The sequence below is a fragment of the Streptococcus cristatus genome, from assembly GCF_008369405.1.
In the GTDB taxonomy this organism is placed as follows: domain Bacteria; phylum Bacillota; class Bacilli; order Lactobacillales; family Streptococcaceae; genus Streptococcus; species Streptococcus cristatus_G.
Genome location: NZ_VSJJ01000007.1, coordinates 90,113 through 115,401, shown reverse-complemented (window position 1 = coordinate 115,401; position 25,289 = coordinate 90,113). Strand labels below are relative to the sequence as shown.

The 25,289-nt window shown below is 43.6% G+C and carries 25 protein-coding genes and 1 riboswitch; of the genes, 18 read left to right on the top strand and 7 right to left on the bottom strand.

Features of this window, described 5'->3' with window-relative positions; all coding sequences use genetic code 11:
- The first annotated feature begins 6 nt into the window (after positions 1-6).
- The 4 genes from FXF62_RS07415 (at position 7) to FXF62_RS07400 (ending at position 3,033) form a co-directional block, all read left to right on the top strand.
- Entirely contained in the window at positions 7-942 is a 936-nt protein-coding gene (locus FXF62_RS07415; RefSeq protein ID WP_149518262.1) for a manganese-dependent inorganic pyrophosphatase, read from the top strand.
- Between the two features lie 86 nt (positions 943-1,028).
- Positions 1,029-1,541, top strand: coding sequence for a YiiX/YebB-like N1pC/P60 family cysteine hydrolase (locus FXF62_RS07410; protein ID WP_149518261.1), 513 nt, complete (start codon positions 1,029-1,031; stop codon positions 1,539-1,541).
- On the top strand, positions 1,534-2,187 hold the full coding sequence (locus tag FXF62_RS07405; protein WP_149518260.1) for a DUF1803 domain-containing protein: 654 nt from the start codon (positions 1,534-1,536) through the stop codon (positions 2,185-2,187). Before FXF62_RS07410 ends, FXF62_RS07405 begins: the two co-directional genes overlap by 8 nt.
- A gap of 96 nt (positions 2,188-2,283) precedes the next feature.
- A complete protein-coding gene (locus tag FXF62_RS07400) occupies positions 2,284-3,033 on the top strand; it encodes a CPBP family intramembrane glutamic endopeptidase (RefSeq protein WP_149518259.1) in 750 nt (249 codons plus the stop codon).
- A 23-nt stretch (positions 3,034-3,056) separates the two neighbouring features.
- Here FXF62_RS07400 and FXF62_RS07395 read toward each other — a convergent pair whose 3' ends face one another.
- Positions 3,057-4,502: a UDP-N-acetylmuramoyl-L-alanyl-D-glutamate--L-lysine ligase gene (locus tag FXF62_RS07395; protein ID WP_149518258.1), complete on the bottom strand. Its 1,446-nt coding sequence runs from the start codon at positions 4,500-4,502 to the stop codon at positions 3,057-3,059.
- Positions 4,503-4,588: 86 nt separating this feature from the next.
- Between FXF62_RS07395 and FXF62_RS07390 the strand changes: the two genes are divergently transcribed.
- The 5 genes from FXF62_RS07390 (at position 4,589) to mgtA (ending at position 12,418) form a co-directional block, all read left to right on the top strand.
- A complete protein-coding gene (locus FXF62_RS07390; protein WP_149518257.1) occupies positions 4,589-6,217 on the top strand; it encodes a putative polysaccharide biosynthesis protein in 1,629 nt (542 codons plus the stop codon).
- A gap of 150 nt (positions 6,218-6,367) precedes the next feature.
- Complete coding sequence (locus tag FXF62_RS07385; protein ID WP_149518256.1) at positions 6,368-7,462, top strand: cystathionine gamma-synthase; 1,095 nt, start codon at positions 6,368-6,370, stop codon at positions 7,460-7,462.
- Position 7,463: 1 nt separating this feature from the next.
- Complete coding sequence (locus FXF62_RS07380) at positions 7,464-8,630, top strand: MalY/PatB family protein (RefSeq protein WP_149518255.1); 1,167 nt, start codon at positions 7,464-7,466, stop codon at positions 8,628-8,630.
- Positions 8,631-8,682: 52 nt separating this feature from the next.
- Positions 8,683-8,838, top strand: a riboswitch (M-box (ykoK) riboswitch).
- Between the two features lie 150 nt (positions 8,839-8,988).
- Positions 8,989-9,600, top strand: coding sequence for a glutathione S-transferase family protein (locus FXF62_RS07375; protein WP_149518273.1), 612 nt, complete (start codon positions 8,989-8,991; stop codon positions 9,598-9,600).
- A gap of 157 nt (positions 9,601-9,757) precedes the next feature.
- A complete protein-coding gene (gene mgtA / locus FXF62_RS07370) occupies positions 9,758-12,418 on the top strand; it encodes a magnesium-translocating P-type ATPase (RefSeq protein ID WP_149518254.1) in 2,661 nt (886 codons plus the stop codon).
- A gap of 68 nt (positions 12,419-12,486) precedes the next feature.
- Here the strand turns inward: mgtA and zwf are convergent, their stop codons facing one another.
- The 5 genes from zwf to FXF62_RS07345 form a co-directional block, all read right to left on the bottom strand.
- Complete coding sequence (zwf, locus tag FXF62_RS07365; RefSeq protein ID WP_149518253.1) at positions 12,487-13,950, bottom strand: glucose-6-phosphate dehydrogenase; 1,464 nt, start codon at positions 13,948-13,950, stop codon at positions 12,487-12,489.
- Positions 13,951-14,072: 122 nt separating this feature from the next.
- The gene (locus tag FXF62_RS07360) at positions 14,073-15,437 is read right to left on the bottom strand and encodes an MFS transporter (RefSeq protein ID WP_149518252.1); all 1,365 of its coding nucleotides are present in this window, start codon (positions 15,435-15,437) and stop codon (positions 14,073-14,075) included.
- Between the two features lie 207 nt (positions 15,438-15,644).
- The gene (locus FXF62_RS07355; RefSeq protein ID WP_149518251.1) at positions 15,645-16,460 is read right to left on the bottom strand and encodes a TIGR03943 family putative permease subunit; all 816 of its coding nucleotides are present in this window, start codon (positions 16,458-16,460) and stop codon (positions 15,645-15,647) included.
- Positions 16,457-17,362, bottom strand: a complete 906-nt coding sequence (locus FXF62_RS07350; RefSeq protein WP_149518250.1) for a permease — start codon at positions 17,360-17,362, stop codon at positions 16,457-16,459. The genes FXF62_RS07355 and FXF62_RS07350 overlap by 4 nt, the downstream gene beginning before the upstream one ends.
- Positions 17,359-17,496, bottom strand: a complete 138-nt coding sequence (locus FXF62_RS07345; protein ID WP_125373709.1) for an SPJ_0845 family protein — start codon at positions 17,494-17,496, stop codon at positions 17,359-17,361. The genes FXF62_RS07350 and FXF62_RS07345 overlap by 4 nt, the downstream gene beginning before the upstream one ends.
- A 171-nt stretch (positions 17,497-17,667) precedes the next feature.
- On the opposite strand from FXF62_RS07345, the gene FXF62_RS07340 reads away from it, so the two are divergent.
- From FXF62_RS07340 to FXF62_RS07300, 9 genes are all read left to right on the top strand, one after another.
- The gene (locus FXF62_RS07340) at positions 17,668-19,800 is read left to right on the top strand and encodes a Tex family protein (protein WP_149518249.1); all 2,133 of its coding nucleotides are present in this window, start codon (positions 17,668-17,670) and stop codon (positions 19,798-19,800) included.
- On the top strand, positions 19,787-20,236 hold the full coding sequence (locus FXF62_RS07335) for a SprT family protein (RefSeq protein WP_149518248.1): 450 nt from the start codon (positions 19,787-19,789) through the stop codon (positions 20,234-20,236). Before FXF62_RS07340 ends, FXF62_RS07335 begins: the two co-directional genes overlap by 14 nt.
- Positions 20,237-20,339: 103 nt before the next feature.
- Entirely contained in the window at positions 20,340-20,612 is a 273-nt protein-coding gene (locus FXF62_RS07330) for a PspC domain-containing protein (protein ID WP_149518247.1), read from the top strand.
- Between the two features lie 78 nt (positions 20,613-20,690).
- Positions 20,691-21,179: an NUDIX hydrolase gene (locus FXF62_RS07325; RefSeq protein WP_149518246.1), complete on the top strand. Its 489-nt coding sequence runs from the start codon at positions 20,691-20,693 to the stop codon at positions 21,177-21,179.
- A gap of 143 nt (positions 21,180-21,322) precedes the next feature.
- On the top strand, positions 21,323-22,258 hold the full coding sequence (gene hprK / locus FXF62_RS07320) for an HPr(Ser) kinase/phosphatase (protein WP_015605214.1): 936 nt from the start codon (positions 21,323-21,325) through the stop codon (positions 22,256-22,258).
- Positions 22,251-23,030, top strand: a complete 780-nt coding sequence (gene lgt / locus FXF62_RS07315; protein WP_111694506.1) for a prolipoprotein diacylglyceryl transferase — start codon at positions 22,251-22,253, stop codon at positions 23,028-23,030. Before hprK ends, lgt begins: the two co-directional genes overlap by 8 nt.
- Positions 23,031-23,042: 12 nt before the next feature.
- On the top strand, positions 23,043-23,438 hold the full coding sequence (locus tag FXF62_RS07310) for a DUF948 domain-containing protein (RefSeq protein WP_149518245.1): 396 nt from the start codon (positions 23,043-23,045) through the stop codon (positions 23,436-23,438).
- Positions 23,439-23,453: 15 nt separating this feature from the next.
- Entirely contained in the window at positions 23,454-23,885 is a 432-nt protein-coding gene (locus FXF62_RS07305) for a YtxH domain-containing protein (RefSeq protein ID WP_005589465.1), read from the top strand.
- Between the two features lie 200 nt (positions 23,886-24,085).
- On the top strand, positions 24,086-24,928 hold the full coding sequence (locus tag FXF62_RS07300) for a C39 family peptidase (protein WP_149518244.1): 843 nt from the start codon (positions 24,086-24,088) through the stop codon (positions 24,926-24,928).
- A 51-nt stretch (positions 24,929-24,979) separates the two neighbouring features.
- On the opposite strand, the gene FXF62_RS07295 is transcribed toward FXF62_RS07300, so the two are convergent.
- Positions 24,980-25,267: a DUF3270 family protein gene (locus FXF62_RS07295; protein ID WP_149518243.1), complete on the bottom strand. Its 288-nt coding sequence runs from the start codon at positions 25,265-25,267 to the stop codon at positions 24,980-24,982.
- Positions 25,268-25,289: the final 22 nt, after the last annotated feature.

Below are 25,289 nucleotides of genomic sequence, written 5' to 3'. Positions count from 1 at the left end.
TTCATCATGTCTAAAATTTTAGTTTTCGGTCACCAAAATCCAGACTCAGATGCCATTGGGTCATCTGTAGCCTTTGCTTATCTTGCAAAAACAGCTTACGGTTTGGATACAGAAGCAGTAGCTCTTGGGACTCCAAATGAAGAAACAGCCTTTGTATTGAACTATTTTGGAGTAGAAGCGCCGCGCGTGATCACATCTGCTAAAGCGGAAGGTGCAGAGCAAGTTATCTTGACTGACCACAACGAATTCCAACAATCTGTTTCAGATATTGCTGAAGTGGAAGTTTATGGCGTTGTGGATCACCACCGTGTAGCTAACTTTGAAACTGCAAGCCCACTTTACATGCGTTTGGAACCTGTTGGGTCAGCGTCTTCTATCGTTTACCGTATGTTTAAAGAACACGGTGTAGCTGTTCCTAAAGAGCTTGCTGGTTTGATGTTATCTGGTTTGATTTCAGATACACTTCTCTTGAAATCTCCAACGACACACCCAAGTGATAAGGATATTGCTCCTGAGTTGGCTGAGTTAGCCGGTGTGAACTTGGAAGCATACGGTCTCGCTATGCTGAAGGCTGGTACAAACTTGGCCAGCAAGTCTGCTGAAGAATTGATTGACATTGATGCCAAGACTTTTGAACTCAACGGAAACAATGTCCGTGTAGCCCAAGTCAACACTGTTGATATTTCTGAAGTTTTAGAACGCCAAGCAGAAATCGAAGCAGCAATGCAAGCAGCTAATGAAGCAAATGGTTATTCTGACTTTGTTTTGATGATTACAGACATTATCAACTCAAACTCAGAAATCCTTGTAATTGGCGCAAACATGGACAAGGTAGAAGCAGCTTTCAACTTCAAACTTGAAAATAACCATGCTTTCTTGGCTGGTGCCGTTTCACGTAAGAAACAAGTGGTACCTCAGTTGACTGAAAGCTTTAATGCTTAATTTCCTGAGTGGCAGCTCAAAATAGGAAACACTGGTTTTCCGCATATGTAAAGGAGTTTCGACTCCTTTTTTGATAGACGAGAGAAATGAAGATTCAAGATTTACAAAATGGTGATCTATTGTTCACAGTCGGGCAATCTGAGATGGCAGCAGCAATTCGGACAGCAACGGGCTCCTATAGCCATGTGGGTATCTTTTTTGATGGTGAGGTTTACCATGCGACGCAGGACAAGGGAGTGACCCATCAACCCTTGAGCCAGTTTTTGGAAGAAGAGGACATCTATCATGTCTTTGCTTATCCAGAGATAGATGCCTCTGCCGCCTTCAAAGAAGCCAAATCCCATCTTGGAAAGCCTTATAATGTTAGTTTTTATGCTGAGAGCGAGGGATTTTACTGCTCGGAATATATTGCTCAGATTATGCCAATTTTTAAGACCATTCCCATGCAGTTTGCTGATGGTGAAAATGTGGTTTCTGCGTTTTGGCAGGCTTACTATGAGGAATTGGGCTTAGCAGTGCCTGTAGGACATCCTGGAACCAATCCCAGTCAGTTGGCTCAATCAGCCAAGCTTATCTATAAAGGAGAGCTCCATGATTAAAATTCTCAATCCGACTCGGCTGACACGACAGCCCTTATTTGAAAAACTAATCAATTATCTGGATCAGCAGGATGATGTGATTTTAAGAGAAATCAAACGTGAGTTTGCGAGCTTTCTCAATCTAGATCGCTTCATGGAGGAATGTATCAAGGCGGGCTATATTCGGCGGGAGAATAAGCGCTATTATCAGCAAGTCCCGCTTTTGGAGAAACTAAAAAATCTATCTTTGGATCAGGAAGTTTTTATCCGAGATGATAGTCCGTTTTATCAGGAATTACTGAATTTGCGCTTTGAGACTCAGCTTGCCAATCAGACAAACGCCGCTATTTTACTGGAAAAGACCGATTTTCAGAGAGATAAACTGACCTTGTCTAATTATTTCTATAAAATGCAACGACAGTATCCGCTGTCTGAAGCCCAGAAGCCCCTTTATGCTATTTTGGGAGATGTGAATCCAGAGTATGCCCTTAAGTATATGACGACTTTCCTCCTCAAGTATGTCCGAAAGGATGAGCTCCTGCAGAAGCGCCGAGACATTTTTGTCGATAGTCTGGTGATTCTAGGTTACATTCGTCAGAATGAAGCTGGTAAGTATGAGTTGCAGGCTAGCTTTGACAAGGAACGCCTAATGTTCCAATTAGACTGATATTTTTTAGAATGAGGGAAAAATTAGACAGCCCCACCTGTTATTTTGCCATATTCTGTGCTATAGTAGTATATAGAATTTGGGAAAGGAATTAGAATGACAATGTTGAAAAAAATCTATCCCGAGCAACCACTGGAGAACCTTAGATGGTTCGATATGCTGATTTTAGCCGCTATTATGTTTGGTCAATTTATTTATTCCTCAACAATAAATTGGCTTACTATGTCCAGCTCTGTAGGACAAGCAATCGTGCCCAGACCTGAAGATGAAAGTTTGGCTTTACTGAGTAATTTGAAATTGCAAGTTTTCCTGCTGGTGCTGGCTCTGCTCTATCTAGGTATCCGTCATTATGATTTTAAACAGCTGAAACTACGCTTGTCTTGGTCTATTCTTTGGGCGCCCTTGATTTTTGCGGTTGTCGGTCTGACTTCTGATCTGATAGCAGCTTTAGTCGGTTCCTATAATTATTTCGACTTAGAAATTTTGCAGCATATCGACTGGACCTTTGTCGAAGTTTTTCGTAAACTAGCTGCGCTGGGACCTGTCGTCATTCTCTATTCTCTCTTCAATGGTGTCTATGAGGAATTCTTTTTCTTAGGCTTGCTCACATCGGTGAAAGAAGAGAGCAAATGGTGGGTTTTAGCATTTTCAACGCTGGTTCGCTTTTCTGTCCATACCTATCAGGGGCTAGTCTCTGCTTTTCTGATTGGCGTGGTCTTCGGTCTGTTCTATTATTTCTTTTATAAATACAAGGTTAAAAACTTACTACCTTTCTTTTTGGCACACGCCTTTGCGGATATGGTGGGTAGCAGCTTGCTCTACGTCTTAGTGATGTGGAATGGATAATAAAAAGGACTTTCGAGTCCTTTTTATATGTATTTTTCTGCCAGTGCGTAGTCACCAGGATAGGGAACCTTTTGGTCATTGATGATTTGGTAGGCATCTGCTCCCTTGCCAGCAAGGATGACTGCATCGCCTTCAGCACTGGTCAGGCTGAGGGCTTTTTTGATCGCTTCCTCTCGGTCAGCAATCATGTCCACCTCAAAGGAGATGTAGCTAGCAATTTCTTTTGCGATAGCAATCGGATCTTCACGATTTGGATCATCTGCGGTCAAAATAACTTTGATTTCAGGATGCTGGTTGAGTAGGAGACCAAAGTCCTTGCGTCGACTTTCTCCCTTATTGCCAGTAGCTCCTAGTACAAGAACGGTCTGCCCTTTTTGATGCTCTTGTACGACGGACAACAACTTAGCCAAACTGTCGCCATTGTGGGCATAGTCCACGAAGACCTTGGCACCGTTTGACTGAGTCAAGACCTCCATGCGCCCCGGCACTCGTGTCTGGGCAATACCAGCTTGAATATCTTTCAAAGAAGCTCCAAGTCTTAGGCAGGCTAGGCCAGTAGCGATAGCATTTTCTTGATTGAAGCGACCAATCAGCTGGATATCGTAGGAACCAGCCAACTTTCCTTGCGCTTCAAAGGAGAAGGCTTGCGATTGCTGAATATTGTTGACGGAGTCTGCTCCATAGAAATCGTGTTCCATAGAAGCGACTTGCTCTTTTACGATTTGGAAATGGTCCATGCTGCTATTGACGACAACAGCTCGGCTATTGTCCATCAAGAGCCGTTTGTGGTAGAAGTAGTCTTCAAAAGTAGGATGCTCAATCGGTCCGATATGGTCAGGGCTGATATTGAGGAAGACACCTACATCAAAGGTCAGGCCGTAGACCCGCTTTTTAAGATAGGCCTGGCTGGAGACTTCCATGATAAGATGGGTACGACCATTGGCTACAGCTTGAGCCATCATCTCAAAGAGGTCTAAACTTTCAGGAGTTGTCAGGGTTGATTTAAAGAAAGTTTCACCGTCTAAGGTGGTATTCATAGTAGAAATCAGGGCTGGTCTGTGGCTTTGTTTTAAAATATTATAAGCGAAATAAGCCGATGTGGTCTTGCCCTTGGTACCAGTGAAGGCCAAAAGTTTGAGTTTTTGCTCTGGATGACCGTAAAATTCCATAGCAATGAGGCTCATGGCTTGTTTGATGTCATTGACCAGAAGCACTGGAATTCCGACTTCGAAATCAGTCTCACTCAGGTAAAACCCTAGCCCAGCTGCTACAGCCTTTTCTAAAAATTCCCGCTTGAACTGCTCGCCCTTGACAAAAAAGAGGGTTCTGCTATCAGCTTGACGACTATCATAGCTAATCTTGTCAAAGGTTAAGCCCTGATAGTTGAAGTGGTAGCGTCCATCAGCGATGATTTCACGAAAATTCTGGTCTTTTTTTAAAATATCTAGTATAGTTTCAATTTTTATCATATCTCTATTGTAAACCTAAAGGCTATGTTTTACAAGAGGCAAGGAAAAGTTTATAATAAAAGAAGAACAAATAGAAGAGGTTTTCTATGAGCCAAGAAACAACGAGTCAGCAGCAACAGATGCTAAGGGGCACTGCCTGGCTGACTGCTAGTAATTTTATCAGCCGCCTTCTCGGGGCTGTCTATATCATTCCTTGGTACATCTGGATGGGACAGCATGGGGCGGAGGCCAATGGTCTCTTTACAATGGGTTACAATATCTATGCTTGGTTCCTGCTGGTTTCCACAGCAGGAGTGCCAGTGGCTGTGGCCAAGCAGGTTGCTAAGTACAATACCATTGACAAGAAAGAGCATAGCTTTGCTCTCATTCGAGAGTTTCTCAAGTTCATGTTGGCATTGGGACTGATCTTTGCAGGCATCATGTACTTGATGGCACCGACTTTCGCCTCCATATCTGGTGGCGGATCGGATCTAATTCCAGTCATGCAGAGCTTGTCTTGGGCTGTGCTAATTTTCCCGTCCATGAGTGTCATCCGAGGCTTTTTCCAAGGGTTTAACAATTTGAAACCGTATGCCATCAGCCAGATTTCGGAGCAGGTGATTCGGGTGATCTGGATGCTGCTGACAGCTTATTTCATTATGAAAATTGGTTCAGGCGACTATGTTGAGGCTGTGACCCAGTCTACTTTTGCTGCTTTTGTCGGGATGCTAGCTAGCATGCTCGTCTTACTTTTCTATCTAGCAAAAACGGGTATGCTACGCTCTATCTTGAGAAAGCCTAAAAAGTCTGCGGGAATTAGTGGCCGTTCTCTCCTCTGGGATACTATACGAGAAGCCATACCTTTTATCATTACAGGCTCAGCTATTCAGCTTTTCCAGATTATTGACCAGGCGACCTTTATCAATATCATGACCCAGATTAGCGACTACACGAAATCAGAGCTCTTAGTACAATTCGCCTACTTCTCAGCTAATCCGAATAAAATCAGCATGATTTTAATTGCGGTGGCAACTTCTATCGGTGGTGTCGGGATTCCTCTCTTGACCGAGAATTATGTCAAGGGTGACTTTCGCTCGGCTGCTCGCCTAGTGCAAGATAATCTTAGTATGTTGCTCTTCTTTATCTTTCCGTCAACAGTGGGAGCAGTTCTGGTGGCTAGTCCGCTCTATACAGTTTTCTATGGTAAGCCAGATAGTCTAGCACTGGGGCTCTTCATCTGCGCTATGTTGCAGACGATCATTCTCAGCACCTATACAGTTCTGGCTCCGATGATTCAAGCTCTGTTCCAAAACAAGAAAGCCATTCTCTACTTCTTTTATGGAGTTCTTGTCAAGCTTAGTCTGCAGGTGCCGATGATCAATCTCTTCCATGCTTATGGTCCCTTGATTTCAACGACCGTCGGCCTTTTACTGCCAATCTTCTTCATGTTTAGAGAAATCCGAAAGGTTGTTGGTTTGAATCCTAAGAACCTCTTGAAGCGTCTGCTGTTGAGTATGATTCTCACAATTGCCATGGTTATCTTGGTTCTGCTTGTCGAGTATCTACTAAGCTTTATCTTCCAGCCAACTAATCGGATGTACAGCTTTATCTATGTCGCTGCCGTTGGAGGAGTCGGAATGCTCGTCTATATCGTACTGTCTCTCAAGGTTCGGCTCATAGACCGTTTTATCGGACAAAAGGCAGATAGTTTACGCCAACGATTAAGAATGAAATAAGAAACGAAGAGTCGTTCAGCGACTCTTTTTTTATGAATTATTACTCTATAGTTTCAGACTATAGCTAGCTCTTGAAAAGAAAAAAGCTCAAGACTTTCTTAAGATGTTACAATAGAAAGGTAGAATATTTTAAAAAAGAGGAACGGTTAAATGGAGAGAGAACGGAAATTAAATACCTTGTTGGCTCAAGCGGGAGTGAAAACAGACACAAAAACAGGTGCTTTAACAACCCCCTTGCATTTTTCAACGACTTACCAGCACCCTGAGTTTGGCCAGTCAACAGGTTATGACTATACTCGGACCAAGAATCCAACACGGGTTAGCTTGGAAGAGACTCTGGCTGCTATCGAAAGTGCGGACTATGCTCTAGCGACTAGCTCTGGTATGTCGGCTATTGTGCTGGCCTTTAGTGCCTTTCCGGTCGGCAGCAAGGTTTTGGCTGTTCGGGATCTCTATGGCGGCTCTTTCCGCTGGTTTGCCCAAGCTGAAGCAGAAGGGCGCTTTGCCTTTACATATGCCAATACTGAAGAAGAACTACTCAATAATCTGACAGAGGATATAGATATTGTCTATATCGAGACACCGACCAATCCTCTTATGGTAGAGTTTGACATTGCCCGCATTTCTCAAGCGGCTCATGAGCGAGGAGCAGCTGTCATTGTGGACAATACCTTCTACAGCCCCATTTATCAAAGACCGCTGGAGGATGGAGCAGATATTGTTCTGCACTCTGCGACCAAGTATCTGGGTGGGCACAATGATGTCTTGGCCGGAGCTATCATGACTAATGATGCTGCTATTTATGACAAGCTATTCTATAATCTCAATACAACTGGACCAGTCCTGTCTCCTTTTGACAGCTATCTGCTTTTGCGTGGTCTCAAGACACTGGCTCTCCGTATGGAGCGCTCTACTCAGAATGCACAAGAAGTGGTTGATTTTTTGAAGAAATCTCCTGCGGTCAAAGAGGTCCTCTATCCAGGCAAGGGTGGTATGATTTCCTTTAAAGTTGTGGACGAAGGCAAGATTCCTCATCTCTTAAATAGCCTGAAAGTCTTTACCTTTGCGGAAAGTTTAGGAGGAGTAGAGAGCTTGATTACCTATCCGACGACCCAGACTCATGCAGACATTCCGGTGGAGGTGCGTCATTCTTATGGCTTGACTGATGATTTGCTGCGCTTGTCAATTGGAATTGAGGATAGTCGAGATTTGGTAGACGATTTACGTGTGGCCTTGGAGGACTAATATGGGAAATTATAACTTTGAAACAGCACCCAATCGGATTGGTCAGCATACTTATAAATGGAAAGAGGCAGAGAAAGACAGTCAAGTCCTGCCTGCCTGGATTGCAGATATGGATTTTGAAGTCCTGCCTGAAATTCAGCAAGCCGTCCATGATTATGCGGATCAGTTAGTCTATGGCTATACCTATGCTAGTGAAGACCTGATCAATACCGTTCTAGCTTGGGAGCGGGATGAGCATGGCTACACCTTTGACAAGGAAGCCTTGGTATTTATAGAAGGGGTTGTTCCTGCTATTTCAACGGCTATCCAAGCCTTTACCAAGGAAGGCGATGCCGTTCTGATCAATACTCCTGTTTACCCGCCTTTTGCCCGCAGTGTCAAGCTCAATGATCGTCGGCTTATCACCAATTCTCTGATAGAACAGGACGGTCTCTTTCAGATTGACTTTGAGCAGCTGGAGCGGGACATTGTAGACAATGAAGTCAAGATTTACGTGCTTTGCAATCCGCATAATCCTGGTGGTCGAGTTTGGGAAGAGGACGTTTTAGAGAAGATTGGTCGTCTCTGCCAAAAGTACGGCGTTCTCGTAGTTTCAGATGAGATTCACCAAGATTTGACGCTGTTTGGACATAAACACCAGTCTTTCAATACTGTTTCACCTGACTTTAAGGACTTTAGCTTGATTTTAGCCAGTGCGACTAAAACTTTTAATATTGCTGGAACTAAAAATTCCTATGCAGTGATTGAGAATCCTAGCCTGCGACAAAAGTTTCAAAAGCGCCAACTGGCCAATAATCAGCATGAAATTTCGGGTCTTGGTTTTCTAGCGACAGAAGCTGCCTATCGTTATGGCAAGCCTTGGTTAACGGAGCTCAAGGCTGTCTTGGAAGAAAATATTGATTTTGTTGTTGATTATTTTGCCAAGGAAGCGCCGCGCCTGCGGGTCATGAAGCCTCAAGGGACTTATCTGATTTGGCTGGACTTTTCAGATTATGGCCTGACAGATGACCAGCTCTTCCATTTGCTCCGAGAAGAGGCTAAGGTTGTCCTGAATCGGGGAAGTGATTTTGGCCAAGAAGGCAAAGGACATGCTCGTCTCAATACAGCTGCGCCGAAGACTATGATTAAAGAGATTTGTCGACGGATTGCGGAAGTTTTGCCAAAATAAAATAAAAATAGCTCTCTTTATTGACAATCTTTCTAAAGAGGAGTATAGTAATAGTGTCAATCGGTAGGTGAGGCTACCATAAGGATACGGATGACTACCGCAAAGCAGTGGAGACACTACTCGTTGGTCAACAGTCCTGATCGCAAAGGTCAAGACTAAGCTCATTTCATCGCCTTATGGAGTTAAAGCTTGAACGGTGAATGCTTGTTTTATCTGTGTTTAAAACAATGAAGCGAATAACCTGACATGCAAACAACCCTGTCCAGAATTGGCAGGGTATTCTTTTTTTGCTGAAAATATTTCAAGAATGCAAATAGTTGATTGCCTGCCTCTTAAGAAAAAAGAAGGAGGAATAGTAATGAAATTTTGGTATTCTAGTACCAGTCCTTTTGCGCGTAAAGTCTATGCTACAATTTTACATCATCATTTAGAGGAGCAAGTGGATATTCAGAAGGTTCAGGTGGCTTTCGACAAAAATTCACCGCACAATCAAGATAATCCTTTAGGTAGAATTCCTGCTTTTCAAGCTTCCAATGGAGAATGGTTGTATGGTAGTGATTTAATTTCCCAATATTTAGACGAGCTAGGTCAGGAAACTCCGCTTTTTCCTAATGGGATAGAGAAGTGGCACGTTTTAAACATACTGTCCGTTGCTGAAGGAATCTTGGAAAATACAATGCCGATGGTTGCGGAAAAAATTTTTCATGAAAAAGAACATTGGTGGAAAGACAGACATCAGCAAATTGAAGAGAGAAATGTCCGGAGTTTGGCCCTATTAGAGAAGTTGGCTACTGAGCAGGGACTTTCTTTAAATATTGCAACAATCCAAGTAGTTGCTCTTGTAGATTGGTGGAATTTACGCGAAGAAGTCATTGGATATTCTTTGAGAGAAAATTTTCCCGACTTGCAAGAGTGGACCCAGAAGATGAATGCTACTTTTGATGTCTTGCAGGCATCTTGGAATTATTAACTGCTTTTATAAACTAAGAAAGGAGCAGCACGATGCAAATTGACGATCATCCGGAACCGCACATACACAGCCAATCGCTGATTTGTGTCGTTCTGTCCTTATAAAGTGATTGGTCCCTGTGTATGAAAATTATCAATCATACATAAAGGAGAAACCAATGAAAACAGTAAAAGAAAGATTAGTTGCAGCTTTGCAGCTTCCTGTAAAAGAAACTTTGGCATTTTACAAGACTTCCTTTCGTGGCTTGACAGAAGAGCAAGTCGAAGAAAATCGTGACCTCTATGGTGAAAATATCATTACGAAGGGGCAGGAAGACTCTATTTTCAAGAAAATTTACGAGTCTATTATTAACCCATTTACAGTCATCTTACTGGTGATTGCTCTGGTGTCCCTAGTGACAAATGTCTGGCTGGCCAAGCCCGGTGAGGAAGACCCAACGACTTCCATCATCACTGTCGTTCTGGTGCTGATTTCCGGAGGCATTCGTTTTATTCAGGAATTGCGGAGCGACCGTGCTGCTAGCAATCTATCTCGGTTGATTGTCAATACAGCTACGGTAATTCGAGAAGGAGCAGAGCAGGAACTTCCGATTGATGAGCTTGTTGTAGGAGACATCATCAAGCTTAGTGCTGGAGACATGATTCCCGCAGATGTCTTGCTGCTGGATTCCCGCGATTTCTTTGTACAACAGTCTGGCCTAACAGGGGAAAGTGACGCAGTAGAAAAGCTCTGTCTGAACAAGGCGGATGGGCAAAATTTCGATAGCCTTTTAGAAACAGAGTCGCTGGCCTTTATGGGAACCAATGTTATTTCTGGGAGAGCTACGGCTCTGGTCCTGGTGGTTGGTGATGAGACCATGATGGGTGCCATTGAGCAGACACTGAACACCTACGATGAGCCGACCTCTTTTGAGCGCGAGATGAATAGTATTTCCTGGCTCTTGATTCGTCTGATGCTAGTCATGGTGCCAGTTGTCTTCTTCATCAACGGCCTGACAGACGGCGACTGGTTGGAAGCAGGTGTCTTTGCCCTCAGCGTTGGAGTCGGCCTGACCCCAGAAATGCTGCCCATGATTATCACAGCGAGCTTGGCTAAAGGTTCTATTATTATGGCTCAGGAAAAGGTCGTGATTAAAAAACTGAATGCCATCCAAGACCTAGGAGCTATTGATATCCTTTGTACGGATAAGACGGGCACACTGACCCAAGACGAGATTGTGTTAGAATACCCGTTGGATATTCATGGTGATTTGGACTTGGCAGTGCTCCGTCGTGCCTTTCTCAATTCTTATTATCAAACCGGTCTCAAAAATCTCATGGATCGGGCCATTATTAACCGGACGGAGAAAGAAGCAGAAAAGCATGAGATTGTTCGTGATCTAGACCAAACTTTTAAGAAAATTGATGAATTGCCTTTTGACTTTGAACGCCGCCGCATGAGTGTCATCGTCAAGGATGATGAGGATGTCATCAGCATGGTGACCAAGGGAGCCTTGGAGGAAATGCTGGCCATCTCTAGCTATGTAGAATATAAGAATCGGATTACAGAACTGACTGAGGAGATCCGTCAGGAAATCCTTGCGGAAGTGGCTCAACTCAATGAGCAGGGGTTGCGCGTGCTTGGTGTTAGCTACAAGTCAGACTTAGAAGAAGATTATGAGTATGAAGTGAAGGATGAGTCCGATATGATCTTGACGGGCTATCTAGCTTTTCTAGATCCACCTAAGCCATCTGCAGCGCCAGCTATTGAAACCTTGGCTGAGTATGGCGTTGCTACTAAGATTTTGACCGGTGATAATGATAAGGTAACCCAGGCAGTCTGTGAAAAGGTTGGCTTAGATGTAGACAATATCTTGCTAGGTGTGGAGGTAGATGCCTTATCTGATGAGGAATTGAGTCAGGCAGTGGAGAACACGACAGTTTTTGCTAAGCTCTCTCCTGATCAAAAAGCCCGGATTATTCTTCAACTCAAAGCCAATGGCCACAAGGTTGGCTACATGGGTGATGGTATCAATGATGCGCCTTCTATGAAGGTAGCAGATGTTGGTATTTCTGTTGATACAGCTGTCGATATTGCCAAGGAAACAGCAGATGTCATTTTGCTGGACAAGGATCTCATGGTTCTGGAGAAAGGATTGGTAGAGGGACGCAAGGTCTATGCCAATATGACTAAGTATATCAAGATGACGGTCAGTTCCAACTTTGGAAATATCTTTTCTCTTCTTTTTGCCAGCATTTTTCTGCCTTTTCTGCCTATGGCACCAGTTCATTTGATTGTCCTCAATCTAGTTTATGATTTGTCTTGTATCGCTCTGCCATTTGATAATGTAGATAGTGAATTTCTCAAGAAACCTCATATTTGGTCAGCTAGCTCTATTACCCGTTTTATGGCTTGGATCGGGCCTATCTCATCCGTTTTTGATGTTTTGACTTATCTGGTGCTTTACTTTATTATTGTGCCTATGATCACAGGAGGCAGCTATCAAGCTGGTACTGAACAGGCAGCAATTTTTATCACTCTTTTCCAAACAGGCTGGTTTATTGAGTCTATGTGGACCCAGACCATGGTCATCTACATGCTGCGCTCACCTAAACTGCCTTTTGTACAAAGCCGTCCCGCCCTTTCCGTCATTGTGACGACCATGGCAGCTGCGCTCTTTATTACTTCCTTGCCATACAGCCTCTTTGCGTCAGTTCTGAAGACTGCCCCGCTCAATGGCACCTATTTCCTTTTCCTTTTCTTGATTATCGTGCTTTATATGGTTAGTGTAACCTTTGTGAAAGGCTGCTATATCAAACGTTATAAGGAATGGCTATAGTAGAAAGACTAGCAGATGTTTAAGAAGTATAAAAAGATTGGAGAATGTTCCAATCTTTTTTGCATGTATTATTCTTTATCAGGTTGCCATTGCCAGCTTGCTCCAAATTGGGCAAGTAGCTCAAAGGAGGCTTCTGGTCCCATAGATCCGACAGGATATTCATGGAGTGGTACTTGATTTTGACTCCAAAGTTCTTCGATACGATCGATAAGCTGCCAGCTGGCTTTTACTTCGTCCCAATGACTGAAATTAGTTGAGTCGTTATTGAGGACATCAAAAATCAGTTTTTCATAAGGGTCTGGAGAGGCTCCTGAAGCTGTAGCATCTGTCCGATAATCCAATGAGATCGGAGCTAGATTAAAGAGTTCTCCAACTTCCTTACCATTGAGACTGAGTGAAATCCCCTCAGTTGGTTGGATATAGATGGTTAGGACATTTGGTTTGAGAGGTTCACCAAAGATAGAGTCCATTTGCTTGAAGACGATATTGACATGGGTGCCTTTTTTGGTGAGACGCTTCCCAGTTCGGAAGAAGAAAGGAACATCACGGAAGCGGTCGCTATCAATGAAGAAAGCACCAGAGGCAAAGGTTTCAGTAGTAGACTCAGGATTGACATTTGGTTCGCTACGGTAAGAAATGTATTTTCGGCCGTTAATTTTGCCAGACTTGTACTGGCCGCGAATGAAGAAACGTTTCAAATCTTCCTCGCTTGGCTGAACGAGGCGCTCAAATACCTTGGCCTTTTCTGCTCGGATATCGTCTTTGGTAAAGCTTTTTGGCTTGTCCATGGCCAGTAGAGAGAGAAGTTGCAAGGTGTGGTTTTGCACCATATCACGGAGGGCACCGGATTGATCATAGTAGCCACCGCGTTCTTCAACTCCCAACTTTTCAGCAAAGGTAATCTGCACATTATCAATGTATTGGCGGTTCCAGACATTTTCAAACAGCAGATTAGCAAAGCGGATGGCAAAAATCTTTTGAATCATTTCCTTGCCCAGATAGTGGTCAATACGGAAAATCTGTTCTTCGTCAAAGGTTGCCAGTAGGTCTTCGTTGAGCTTGCTGGCAGTTGCCAAATCTGTCCCAAAAGGTTTCTCGACAATCAGGCGCTCAAATCCTTTTCCATCAACGATTTGCTCAGACTTGAGATGCTTAGCAATGGTTCCGAAAAATTGCGGCGCCATAGAAAGGAAGAAGAGTTTATTATTTTCTGCCTGGTATTGCTCGTTAAGCTTGTTTTGCAGCTTGCGCAATTCGATATAATGCTCGGTATCTTGCACATCATGGCTTTGATAATAAAAGTGGCTGGCGAACTCTTGAGCCTGCTCGGCACTGTCAGCTAGGTCTGAGATAGACTCGACAACGACCGACTCGAAATATTCCTTGCTCCAAGGTCTGCGGGCAGTTCCGATTACGGCAAAATGTTTCGAAAGATTGCCAGATTTATAAAGTCGAAAGAGAGAAGGATAAAGCTTTCTTTGAGCCAAGTCTCCGCTGGCACCGAAAATTGTAATAATAACTTTTGAAGACATGATATCTATTACCTATCTAAATGTGATTGTTTCTATTTTATCACAATTTTCAGAAAAATTGTATTTGAAAAATTCGGATTTGGTGGAAAGAAAATACCCCGAGGGAAAGTCGGGATACGAGTTTAGGATTGGCTTTTCTTCTTGATAGCGCGAAAGAGGAAATAGTAGAAAATAAAGTTGCCACCCACTAGGACTAAAAGCAGGCTGAAGACATTGTGGACACCAGTTGTGGTGTCGGGGGCTTGATTGAGCAGGACGGCTGCAATTGCTGTTCCCAAGGCGCCTGCGAAGGTCTGAGCTAGTTGAAAGAGGGCAGTTACATCTGCTATTTTTCCTTTGCTAGCTTGTGAGGCGGAAAGGGCCATGGTATTGTTGAAGGCCATGTTTCGGCCCAGAGTAAAGAGGATATAAAAACCTAAGATTAGTGGGAGATTGAGCCAGTTTGTAAAGAAGCTATAGACAATCATGACGAGAAAGACTAGGCTATTACCGCCAAAGAGAGATAGTTTAGGGCCTTTGTTATCGTATAATTTTCCCAGAAAAGGAGACATGAAAGCCCCGATCATAGTTCCTGGAAGGAGGGAAAATCCAGCTTGAGCGGTTGAGACATTCTTGACCAGCACGAGAAAGTTGGGAATGAGAAAATTGCTGGATAGGTTGGAAAATTGAAAGATCAGAAAAGGTAGAATTCCAAAGAAAATCGTTGGTTCTTTCAAGATACGGATGTCTAGAAATGGATCTTGAACAGTCAGACTCCGCCAGATAAAAAAGGCAAAGGAAAGGAGGAAAATAGCTAGATAGAGCCAATTGACACTATCGCCACCTTCCAAACTGGAGATGGTCATCAGAGAAAAGGAAAGAGCCGTTGCAAGCGAGAGAAAGCCTAGTACATCAAAGGGACGATTGCTTTTTCCTGCTGAATTTTCCAAGTTAACATAAGCTAGCAAAAAAGAGAGGATGGGAACTGGCATGATAAAGCTGTAGATCATGTGCCAGTCGAAGGAGCCAATCATGAAGCCTCCGTAGGTCGGGCCGATGGCTGGTGCCAGACTGATAACTAGGCCACTCAACCCCATATAAAATCCGATTTTCTGCCGAGGAATCCGCTCCACGATGAGATTAAACATAAGTGGAATGGCAATCCCAGTCGCTCCCCCTTGAAGGATCCGTCCCAGCATAAGGAAAGTAAAGTCTGGGGTAATCATAGCAATCAGATTACCAAGGGTAAAGATGGCAAGCGAGGTAAAGAGGATGCGACGCTCCGTCCAATTGTGGGCTAGAGTTGCGCCTAAAGTTATGGTGATGGCGACGGCCAGCAGATAGCCAGTCGTAATCCATTGCAGCACTCCTAGGCTCAGACCAAATACTTTGCTGAGGTGGGGAAAGGTCACATTCATACTGGTCTCTGAAAGAATTCCAGCAAAGGTGACTAAGGCCACAGCCAGAATAGAAAGCAAATCTCGTTTCTTTACTTTTTCTTGATTCATAAAAACAACTCCTTTTCAAATGAGATAGTATTATTGTAGCATGATTTTCTAAGAGAGGAGAGAAAAAAGTTAAATAGCAACTTTAATCAAGGATCTTGTAATTTATAAAAGTTGGTCATAACAACTTAGTAAAAGGGAAAGAATGAATTGCAAGGCTTGCATATAAAAGAAACACCCATGAAAATGGATTTTCACAGGTGTTTGACTCTAAAATACTCTATAAACGTAAGGGTTGTCCGGTTTTTCTACCTTATCAAAGCTTTCAACTTCTAGAGTTGGCAGGCTTTGTCCCAGACTTTTATGGTAGTGCATGGCAAGTTTCCCCTTGGCATGAATCCAGGTATTATTCTCAAAATGCTGGGTATTTCCAGTCGTCAAGAGTCCATAGACACCTGAGTCAGCGATACAATGGATAATACCAAAGCGAAAGAGAAATTGGCTCTTTTGGTCGCTGGGGTCATTGTAGACGAAGCCAGTAAACTCCAGCGTTTTGCCTACAAACTCGTCGGGATAATCATAGATGACCTCCATGACCTCCATGTAATTTTCGGTTGTGACCTGAATGGTATCTTGCTTGACATATTTCTTGGCAGCTGCCCGCATTTCTTTTTCGTAAGCCCCTTTGGTAAAGTAGGTGCTGGTATCAGGCTTTAGGTATTGGCTGGTTGTGCCTTCGTCCTGCTGGACGGCTGCAGAAGTTCCCTCAGCCAGCGGGAAATGAAAACCTTTAGCAGAAACTGTTGTCGAATCCAAGGTTACAGTTGGAAAGAAAATTCCTACAAAGAGCGGAATGACAAGGAGCAGCACGCTGCCTAGCTTGGCCCAGAGAGTACTTAAATGACTGTGAACCTCCATCTTCTTCATCCAGATGATCAGCTGCACGACTGCCAAGATAAAGGACAGAATCATAGACAAGTATGCCAGATAGGAATAGTGAAGATTGATGTATTGGTTGAGCTTGCCCGTCAGCTGCAGATACATAGTAATCTCAAAGTAGCCGACTAAGATTAGAAATCGAATCATAGCACCACCCCCACAAGCCAAGAGTAAAGAAAGACGACGAGGGTAACCAGACTGATAAATTGCCAGATAAAGCGTGTCTTAAAGTAGTTTTTCATCATCAGCAGATTCTTGACATCCAGCATAGGCCCAATGACCAAGAAAGCTAAGACTGGCGCTAAGCCGAAGCTAGCGATCAAGGAGCTTCCGATGAAAGCATCAGCTTCGCTGCACAGTGAGAGCAGGAAGGACAGCAGCATGAGGAGAAGAATGGCAACAGCTGGTGTCGAGCTGATAGAGGTCAGGATTCTGGTTGGGACATAGACTTGTACTATGCTGGCGAAGAGACAGCCAAAGACCAGATAGCGACCGGTATCGAAAAATTCGTCAATGGCCTGCACAAAGACCTGAAAAAGCTTTTGTCCTTTGCTGAGATGAGAAAAATCATGCTCATGAACCGCTTTGCGATTTTCTTTTTGAATATTGCTGTCTGCAAAGAAGCCCAGAAAAATCCCTAAAAGAATAGCCACGACCATAGAACCTAAAGCACGCAGCAGAGCCATTCGGAAGGAATTTCCAAAGGCTGAGTAGGTCGCAAAGAGCACGATAGGGTTGATGACTGGGGCCGTTACCAGAAAAGGCACAGCCGTGTAACTGGGAACTTTCTTTTCCAGAAATCGGTTTATAATGGGAACAATTCCGCACTCGCAAGAAGGGAAGACAACACCGATTAAACTTCCAAAGAAAATCCGAGCCCATTTGTTCTTGGGCAGAAAACGATAAACCTTGTCCGGCGTGACATACACCTCGATAAAGCCAGAAATGATACTTCCAATCAAAACAAATGGCAATGCCTCGATGATAATGGAGAGAAAAATAGCTCCAGCCTGTAAGACACTGGAAGGAAGGTTAGAAAAGAAACTCATGCTTTTTTAGCCTTGTCTTCTGCTTCTTTTTTCTTTTTGTCATCTGGAAATTCGACTTTTTCAAGCTTGGGTAGAGTGGCAAATTCCTCGAACATCTTGTCTAAATCGTCTGTTTTAGTAAATTTAACAGCCATAAAAGTACCTCATTTCTAAAATAATAATTCTATTATACTACCAAAAGAAAAAAAATGATATTTTCAGCCACGATGGAGCTGAGACAGCGGATTTATCCAAGAAAGAAAAAGATGGATTAAACTAGTCTTTATAGATTGTTCAGCTTCATATTATGATATAATAGAAGCGTTATGGAAAATTTAAATATTGAAAAAATAGCCCAGAAATTGGGCCTTAAAGAAAGCCAAGTATCACAGGTCCTAGATCTGACTGCTGAAGGAAATACAATTCCTTTTATTGCTCGTTACCGTAAGGAAATGACAGGAAATCTAGATGAGGTCGAGATTAAGGCGATCATTGACTTAGATAAGAGCATGACTGCTTTGGCGGAGCGTAAAGCGACGGTCTTAGCTAAGATTGAGGAGCAGGGAAAACTAACGGATGCTCTGCGCTCTGAGATTGAAGCTGCTGAAAAGCTGGCAGATGTGGAAGAGCTTTATCTGCCTTACAAGGAGAAGCGTCGTACCAAGGCTACTATTGCGCGTGAAGCTGGTCTCTTTCCTTTGGCTCGCTTAATCCTACAGGATGTGCCTAATCTGCAGGAAGAAGCTGGGAAACTTACCAGTGAAGCCTTTCCGACAGCAGAGGCTGCTCTTGCTGGGGCTGTGGATATTCTGACTGAGGCGATTTCTGAAGATACCAAGCTGCGGGCTTGGACCTACCATGAGATTCAGACCAATTCTTCTATCGTATCTAGTCTCAAAGATGGTGATTTGGATGAAAAGCAGGTCTTCCAGATTTATTATGATTTTTCTGAAAAAGTAGCGACCATGCAAGGCTACCGGACATTGGCTCTTAACCGTGGTGAGAAGCTAGGTATTCTCAAGGTTGGTTTTGAGCACAATATTGAGAAAATTCTGCGTTTCTTTGAAGTACGCTTCAAGGTGAAAAATGCCTATATTCTTGAAGCTATTCAGCAAGCGGTTAAAAAGAAAATCATTCCAGCCATGGAGCGCCGTATTCGGACCGAGCTGACTGAGGCTGCTGAGGATGGAGCGATTCAGCTCTTCTCAGAGAATCTCCGTCATCTCCTCCTGATCGCCCCTCTCAAAGGTCGCGTAGTACTGGGCTTTGACCCAGCCTTTCGGACAGGGGCTAAGCTGGCTGTTGTGGATGCGACAGGCAAGATGCTGACGACTCATGTTATCTATCCAGTAGCGCCAGCAAAGCCAGCTCAGATTGAAGCTTCTAAGAAAGAGTTATCAGATCTGATTGAGCAGTTTGGCGTGGAAATTATTGCCATCGGAAACGGAACGGCCAGCCGAGAAAGCGAAGCCTTTGTAGCAGAAGTGTTGAAATCTCATCCAAATGTCAGCTATGTCATCGTCAATGAGAGCGGAGCATCTGTCTACTCTGCTAGTGAACTGGCTCGTCATGAGTTTCCAGATTTGACGGTTGAAAAGCGCTCAGCTATTTCCATTGCTCGCCGTTTGCAAGATCCTTTGGCAGAGCTGGTTAAGATTGATCCTAAGTCCATCGGAGTTGGTCAGTACCAGCATGATGTCAGCCAGAAAAAGCTGTCTGAAAGTCTGGACTTTGTCGTGGATACCGTGGTTAACCAAGTCGGGGTCAATATCAACACCGCCAGTCCGGCCCTTCTGTCTCACGTAGCTGGTCTTAATAAAACTATCTCAGAAAATATTGTCAAGTACAGAGAAACGGAAGGCTTGATTCGGTCTCGTGAGGCCATCAAGAAAGTGCCGCGTCTGGGCGCAAAGGCTTTTGAACAGGCAGCCGGCTTCCTGCGTATTCCCGAAAGTGATAACTTGCTAGACAATACAGGCGTTCATCCAGAGTCTTATAAGGCAGTGGATGAGCTCTTTAAGCGTCTGGAAATCAGCAGTTTGGATGAAGTAGCCCAAGCCAAATTAAAAGCAGTGCAGACTGCTAGTTTGGCTGCAGAGCTAGGCTTGGGAGAAGAAACCCTCAAAGATATTATTGCTGATTTGCTTAAGCCTGGTCGGGATTTGCGAGATTCCTTTGACGCGCCAGTGCTACGGCAGGATATCTTAGATATCAAGGACCTACGTATTGGTCAAAAACTGGAAGGCGTTGTCCGCAATGTCGTCGATTTCGGAGCCTTTGTGGATATCGGTATCCACGAAGACGGTCTTATTCATATTTCTAAGATCAGTAAAAACTTTGTTAAGCATCCAAGTCAAGTCCTGTCAGTCGGTGATCTGGTCACTGTTTGGGTGGATAAGCTGGATGTGGAGCGGGAGAAGGTCAACCTCTCTCTGATAGCGCCAAATGAATCTAACTAACTACGTTAAGCAAGTTTCGCTGGAAGATTTTGGCTGGGAATTCCACCACCAAGCTTTTTGGAATAATCGGCTTCGTACGACTGGAGGACGCTTCTTTCCCAAAGATGGCCATCTGGATTTTAACCCAAAAATCTATGAAACTTTTGGGCTGGAGACCTTTCGAAAAATTGTCCGCCATGAGTTGGTTCACTATCACCTCTATTATCAGGGTAGAGGTTACCGCCATGGAGATAGGGATTTTAAAGAATTACTCAAGCAGGTGGATGGTCTGCGTTACGCTCCTTCATTGTCCAACTCGCAAGCCTTTCTCATCTACGAATGCTTGAGTTGCGGAGTGCTTATCCGTCGCAGACGTAGAGTAAATCTTCAGAAATACCGTTGCGGTCGCTGTAGAGGCAGATTGGCATTTCTAAAAGAGAAATTGAACGGAGATTGACCTAATTAAATACTAACATATGCAGAATCAGCCTTCAGGCTGATTTTTTTGTCCTTTCGCTATGATAAAATAAAAGAAAGAATGATAGTTGAGGTCAATCATCATGAAAACTAAGTTTTATAAATTGAGAAGAAACCGAGTGATTTCAGGAGTCTTGTCCGGACTGGCCGACAAATTTAACTTTGATCTTGGCTTGCTGCGTTTCCTGTTTATCATCTTTACAGTTGTGAATTTTGGTTTGGGGATTTTGATTTATGTCTTGCTGACCATGGTTATGCCCTATAAGGAAGATCTAGAAGAAGAAATGTACGGGACCGGCCCTCGCAAGATAAAAGAAGCTGAACCTATCAACGACAATGATGGTTGGTTTTGGTAAATGTTGATTTAAAAGTCAGTTCATTTAGTGGACTGACTTTTCTGTGGTTTAATGGCTATATTGCCCAAAGGAGTTGCAATGGAAGTTTGGAATGCTTATGACTTCAATCGAAATATACTGCCTTATCTTTTAGTCAGAGGAGAGCCTGTTCCTAAAGGTCAGTTTCATCTTTGTGTCAATGTCTTGGTTCGCCATGAAGATGGAGATATTCTAGTTATGCGCCGTTCTGCCAGCAAGCCTTTATATCCCGGCTACTATGAGTTTGGCGCGGGAGGGAGTGTATTGGCAGGAGAGGATAGTCAGACAGCCGCCCTGCGGGAACTAGAAGAAGAAACAGGCCTGATTCCCGACAGTATCAGACTGTTGGAGCAGGTGTGCTCTGTCGAAGACCAGTGCCACTTTGACTTCTATGAAGCGGTGGTATCTGGGGACAAGAGCCAAGTTCGCTATCAGGTAGGCGAAACCGATGCTCATCTCTGGCTGCCTCTAAGTGAGATACCAGCCTTTCTCGAGAGCCATCCTTGCTTTCAAAATCAAAAAAGAGTTCTTAAAAAATGGATTAGCTAGTTATTTTGACTGGCCTTTTTGATGGCTGGCAGATATTTTTACAAGCATCTAGGGAAAAATCCTGCTTAATTTCCAATCTTAAAAACTCTTTTAGGGTAAAAATTTGCTATAATAGAGAAAGATAAATTTGAAGGGAGCAGGGAATGTCTGTAAAGGTCAAAGATTTGATTGAAAAAGTCCGTTTACGCATCGTTTACGGCAGTGATGACCTCTTAGAAAAGGAGATTTCGACATCGGATATTTCGCGGCCGGGCCTTGAAATGACCGGTTATTTTGACTACTATACGCCAGAACGGATTCAGCTGATTGGGATGAAGGAGTGGTCTTATCTGATGAAGATGACGTCCCACAACCGTCATCAGGTCCTTCTGAAAATGTTTCAGCCAGAAACGCCAGTTGTCATTGTGGCGCGCAATTTGGAGATTCCTGAAGAAATGCGGCGAGCAGCTGAAGAAAAGCAAATCGCGATTCTCACCAGCCGCACATCAACCAGCCGTCTATCAGGGGAAATTTCTAGTTTCCTTGATTCACGTTTGGCGGTCAGAACTAGTGTTCATGGCGTATTGATGGACATCTACGGGATGGGAGTGCTGATTCAAGGGGACAGTGGTATCGGTAAAAGTGAAACTGGCCTTGAGTTAGTCAAGCGTGGCCATCGTTTGGTGGCGGATGACCGGGTTGATATCTTTGCCAAGGATGAAATGACCCTCTGGGGAGAGCCTGCTGAGATTCTTCGCCATCTCTTAGAAATTCGCGGTGTCGGCATTATCGATGTGATGAGCCTTTACGGAGCTAGTGCGGTTAAGGATTCTTCACAGGTACAGATTGCCGTCTATCTGGAAAATTATGATACTAATAAGACCTTTGACCGTCTGGGTAATAATGCAGAAGAACTGGAAGTTTCTGGCGTCAGAATTCCTCGGATTCGCATCCCAGTTAAGACAGGACGCAACATCTCTGTAGTGATTGAAGCCGCAGCCATGAACTATCGGGCTAAGGAAATGGGCTTTGATGCCACTAAGATTTTTGAAGAACGACTGACTAATCTGATTAGTCAGAATGAGGTGAAAGATGCTTGATCCAGTAGCTTTTACAGTCGGCCCCTTTAGTATTCGTTGGTATGCAATCTGCATTGTTACTGGCTTGATTTTAGCCGTTTACTTGGCCATGAAGGAAGCGCCACGCAAAAAGATGATTCCAGATGATATTCTTGATTTCATTCTGATTGCCTTTCCCTTGGCTATCCTTGGAGCGCGACTCTACTATGTGATTTTTGAATGGTCTTATTATGGCAAGCATTCTCTGATTGAGATTTTTCAGATTTGGAATGGTGGTTTAGCTATTTATGGTGGTTTGATTACCGGTGCGCTTGTCCTCTATTTCTTTTCACAGAGAAGGCTAATCAATCCTGTTGATTTCTTGGATATTGCAGCGCCTAGCGTCTTGATTGCCCAGAGTATCGGTCGTTGGGGTAATTTCTTTAACCAAGAAGCCTATGGAGCAGTGGTCAAAAATCTTAATTATCTGCCGTCCTTTATCCGCAACAATATGTACATAGATGGCGCTTATCGCCAGCCAACCTTCTTATACGAATCCCTTTGGAATTTACTTGGCTTTGCCCTACTGATGATTTTACGACGCCGGCCTAAATTCTTCCGTCAGGGAGAATTGGCAGCCTTTTACCTGATTTGGTACGGATTTGGCCGAATGATTATCGAGGGTATGCGGACTGATAGTCTCATGTTCTTGGGTGTGCGTGTATCTCAGTGGCTGTCTGCAGCTCTGATTTTACTAGGCATCGGCATTATGATTTACCAAAGAAAAAAACAAGCCCCCTATTATCAAGAGTGAGAGGAGAATACTATGCTTGAAATTGCTTATACTTTAGTTGCTGTCGCTTTGGTTGTTTTTCTAATCTATATGACCATCACCGTCAAAACTCTCGGTGATAAGGCTGCAAAAATGCTGGATGAGACAGAAAATACGATCAAAGTGTTGACTTCTGATGTCAATGTTACCCTGCATCAAACCAATGATTTGATTGCCAAAGTCAATGTGTTGACAGATGATATCAACCACAAAGTAGCAACGATTGATCCGCTTTTCAATGCGGTGGCAGACCTATCCGAATCAGTCTCTGATTTAAATGATCAGGCGCGTGTTTTAGGAAAAAAGGCAGTCGCAGCAGGAAGCACGACAGCCAAAACAACAGCAGGTCTAACGGCCCTTCGTTTTGTTGGCAAATTATTTAAAAAATAAGAAAGTAGGTTTATTATGGGAAAAATTTCATCACTTTTATTAGGTGCTGTGTCTGGTGCAGCTGCAGCGTACTTTCTAACTAGCAAAAAAGGTAAAGAAATTACTGAAAAAGTTCAAGACTTTGTTGTAGACTATCGTGAAGATCCAGATAAGACTCACGAAGCAGTTGTCCAATCAGTAAAGGATTTTTCAGATCAGGCTGTCAAGGCCATCAACCAAACCAAGGAAAAGGTTGAAAATGGCGAAATTACAGCTGAAACAGTATTGGAGTCTGTCAAGGATACAACCAAGTCAGTAGTAGACTATTCGCAGGATAAATTCCAAGAAATCAAAGAAAAGTTTGAAAAAGAAGAGGAAATTCTTGAAGAAGAAATTTCTGATATCGTGGTGGAAGAAGGAGAAAAAGCCCCTTCAGAAGAAATCATCATTGATTTAGAAGATAAGTAAGTTCAAACTAAATACACAAGTCTGAGGCTGGGACAAAAGAGTTCTAGCCTCGTTTTTATTCGAAGTAGACATTTCCTGCAGTATCTGATGAGTAGTCGTGTGGAGCTAGGAAGTGATACTTATTACTCTCTAGTTCTATCCTCAGCGTCTTGACATTTTACGGTGAAAGCGCTATCATATATGTAAAAGGGGGTGTTGGTATGAAACATTTAAAAGTATTTGCCTTGCTAGGTCTGGGCTGCTGCTTACTGGCTTGTTCTCGACAGAAAGCTTCAGAGTCCCCTAAGTCTGGAAGCTCTGACTCTTTTTCTAAGGCTTCGAGCACGAGTCAAGCCCGCTCGAAAACAGCTAGCAGTAGTCAATCTAGTGCAAATAAATCCAGCCCTAGTCAGAGTTCTGCTTCGGCGGAGTCAGAAAGCTCCAGTCAGACAACTGAAAAGGTCAGAGAAGAGGAGACACAGCCTTCTAGCAAAGAAGCGCCTGCTCCAATCAGAAAACGGCTGGAAGTTCCCAAGCAGATCCAGCGAGCTTGGAATACTTGCGCACCGACCTCTGTCAGTATGATTCTAGCTTACAGGGGCGTTCAGGCTAGTCAGGAAGAATTGGCACGAGCGATGGGGACCGATGAGACTTTCGGTACCCATAATGTCAATGCAATCCGTGTCTTAAATCAATATTTATTTGGTTATGCGGAAGTGCCGGCAGGCCAAGCGGGCTATCATCTTGCTACAGTGACTAGTAGCGGCTCGAATTCTGAAGATATGCGGCTCTTTAAGGAGCGCCTGCGCAAGAATATTGATGATGGCTATCCGCTCTACTATACGATTGATAATGCCTCCATCTACCCAGGTCACAAGGGTGAACACAATGTTGTGGGTACGGGCTATGAATTATCAGCAGACGGCAGTGATGTCCTTGCAGTTTATTACATTGATCCGTCCTACACCGTTCAGGATCCAGTCTATGGAGGGCTGAAAAAGGTAACTCCAGAAGAATTGTTGGCAGCTATGTGTGCTTGTCAGGAGCCAAATTACGCTTGGTAAAGAAAAGAAAAACGAGATCTTTTGATCTCGTTTGATTTAATTCGTAGAAAATCAATGTCTTTTTCTCCGAACAGTGCGATACCCTTGAATAATCATAAGACTTAGGACAATAGCAAGTGAGAAAGATAGAAAGGTGCTCATTTTTGCAGACAAAAACATAAAGCTAAAAAAGACTGTCAAAATACAGAATAAAGCGATATTTATAAAGAAAAATAGCTCACGTAATTGTGATGCTGATTCTGCTTGGGGCAGGTATTCTTGATAGGATATTTCCTTAGTTTGTTCTGTCGAATCATGCAGTGGCACTGATTCAAACTGTTTAAAATCTCTTACAGCCATTGTCTCTCTCCTAGTAATACCT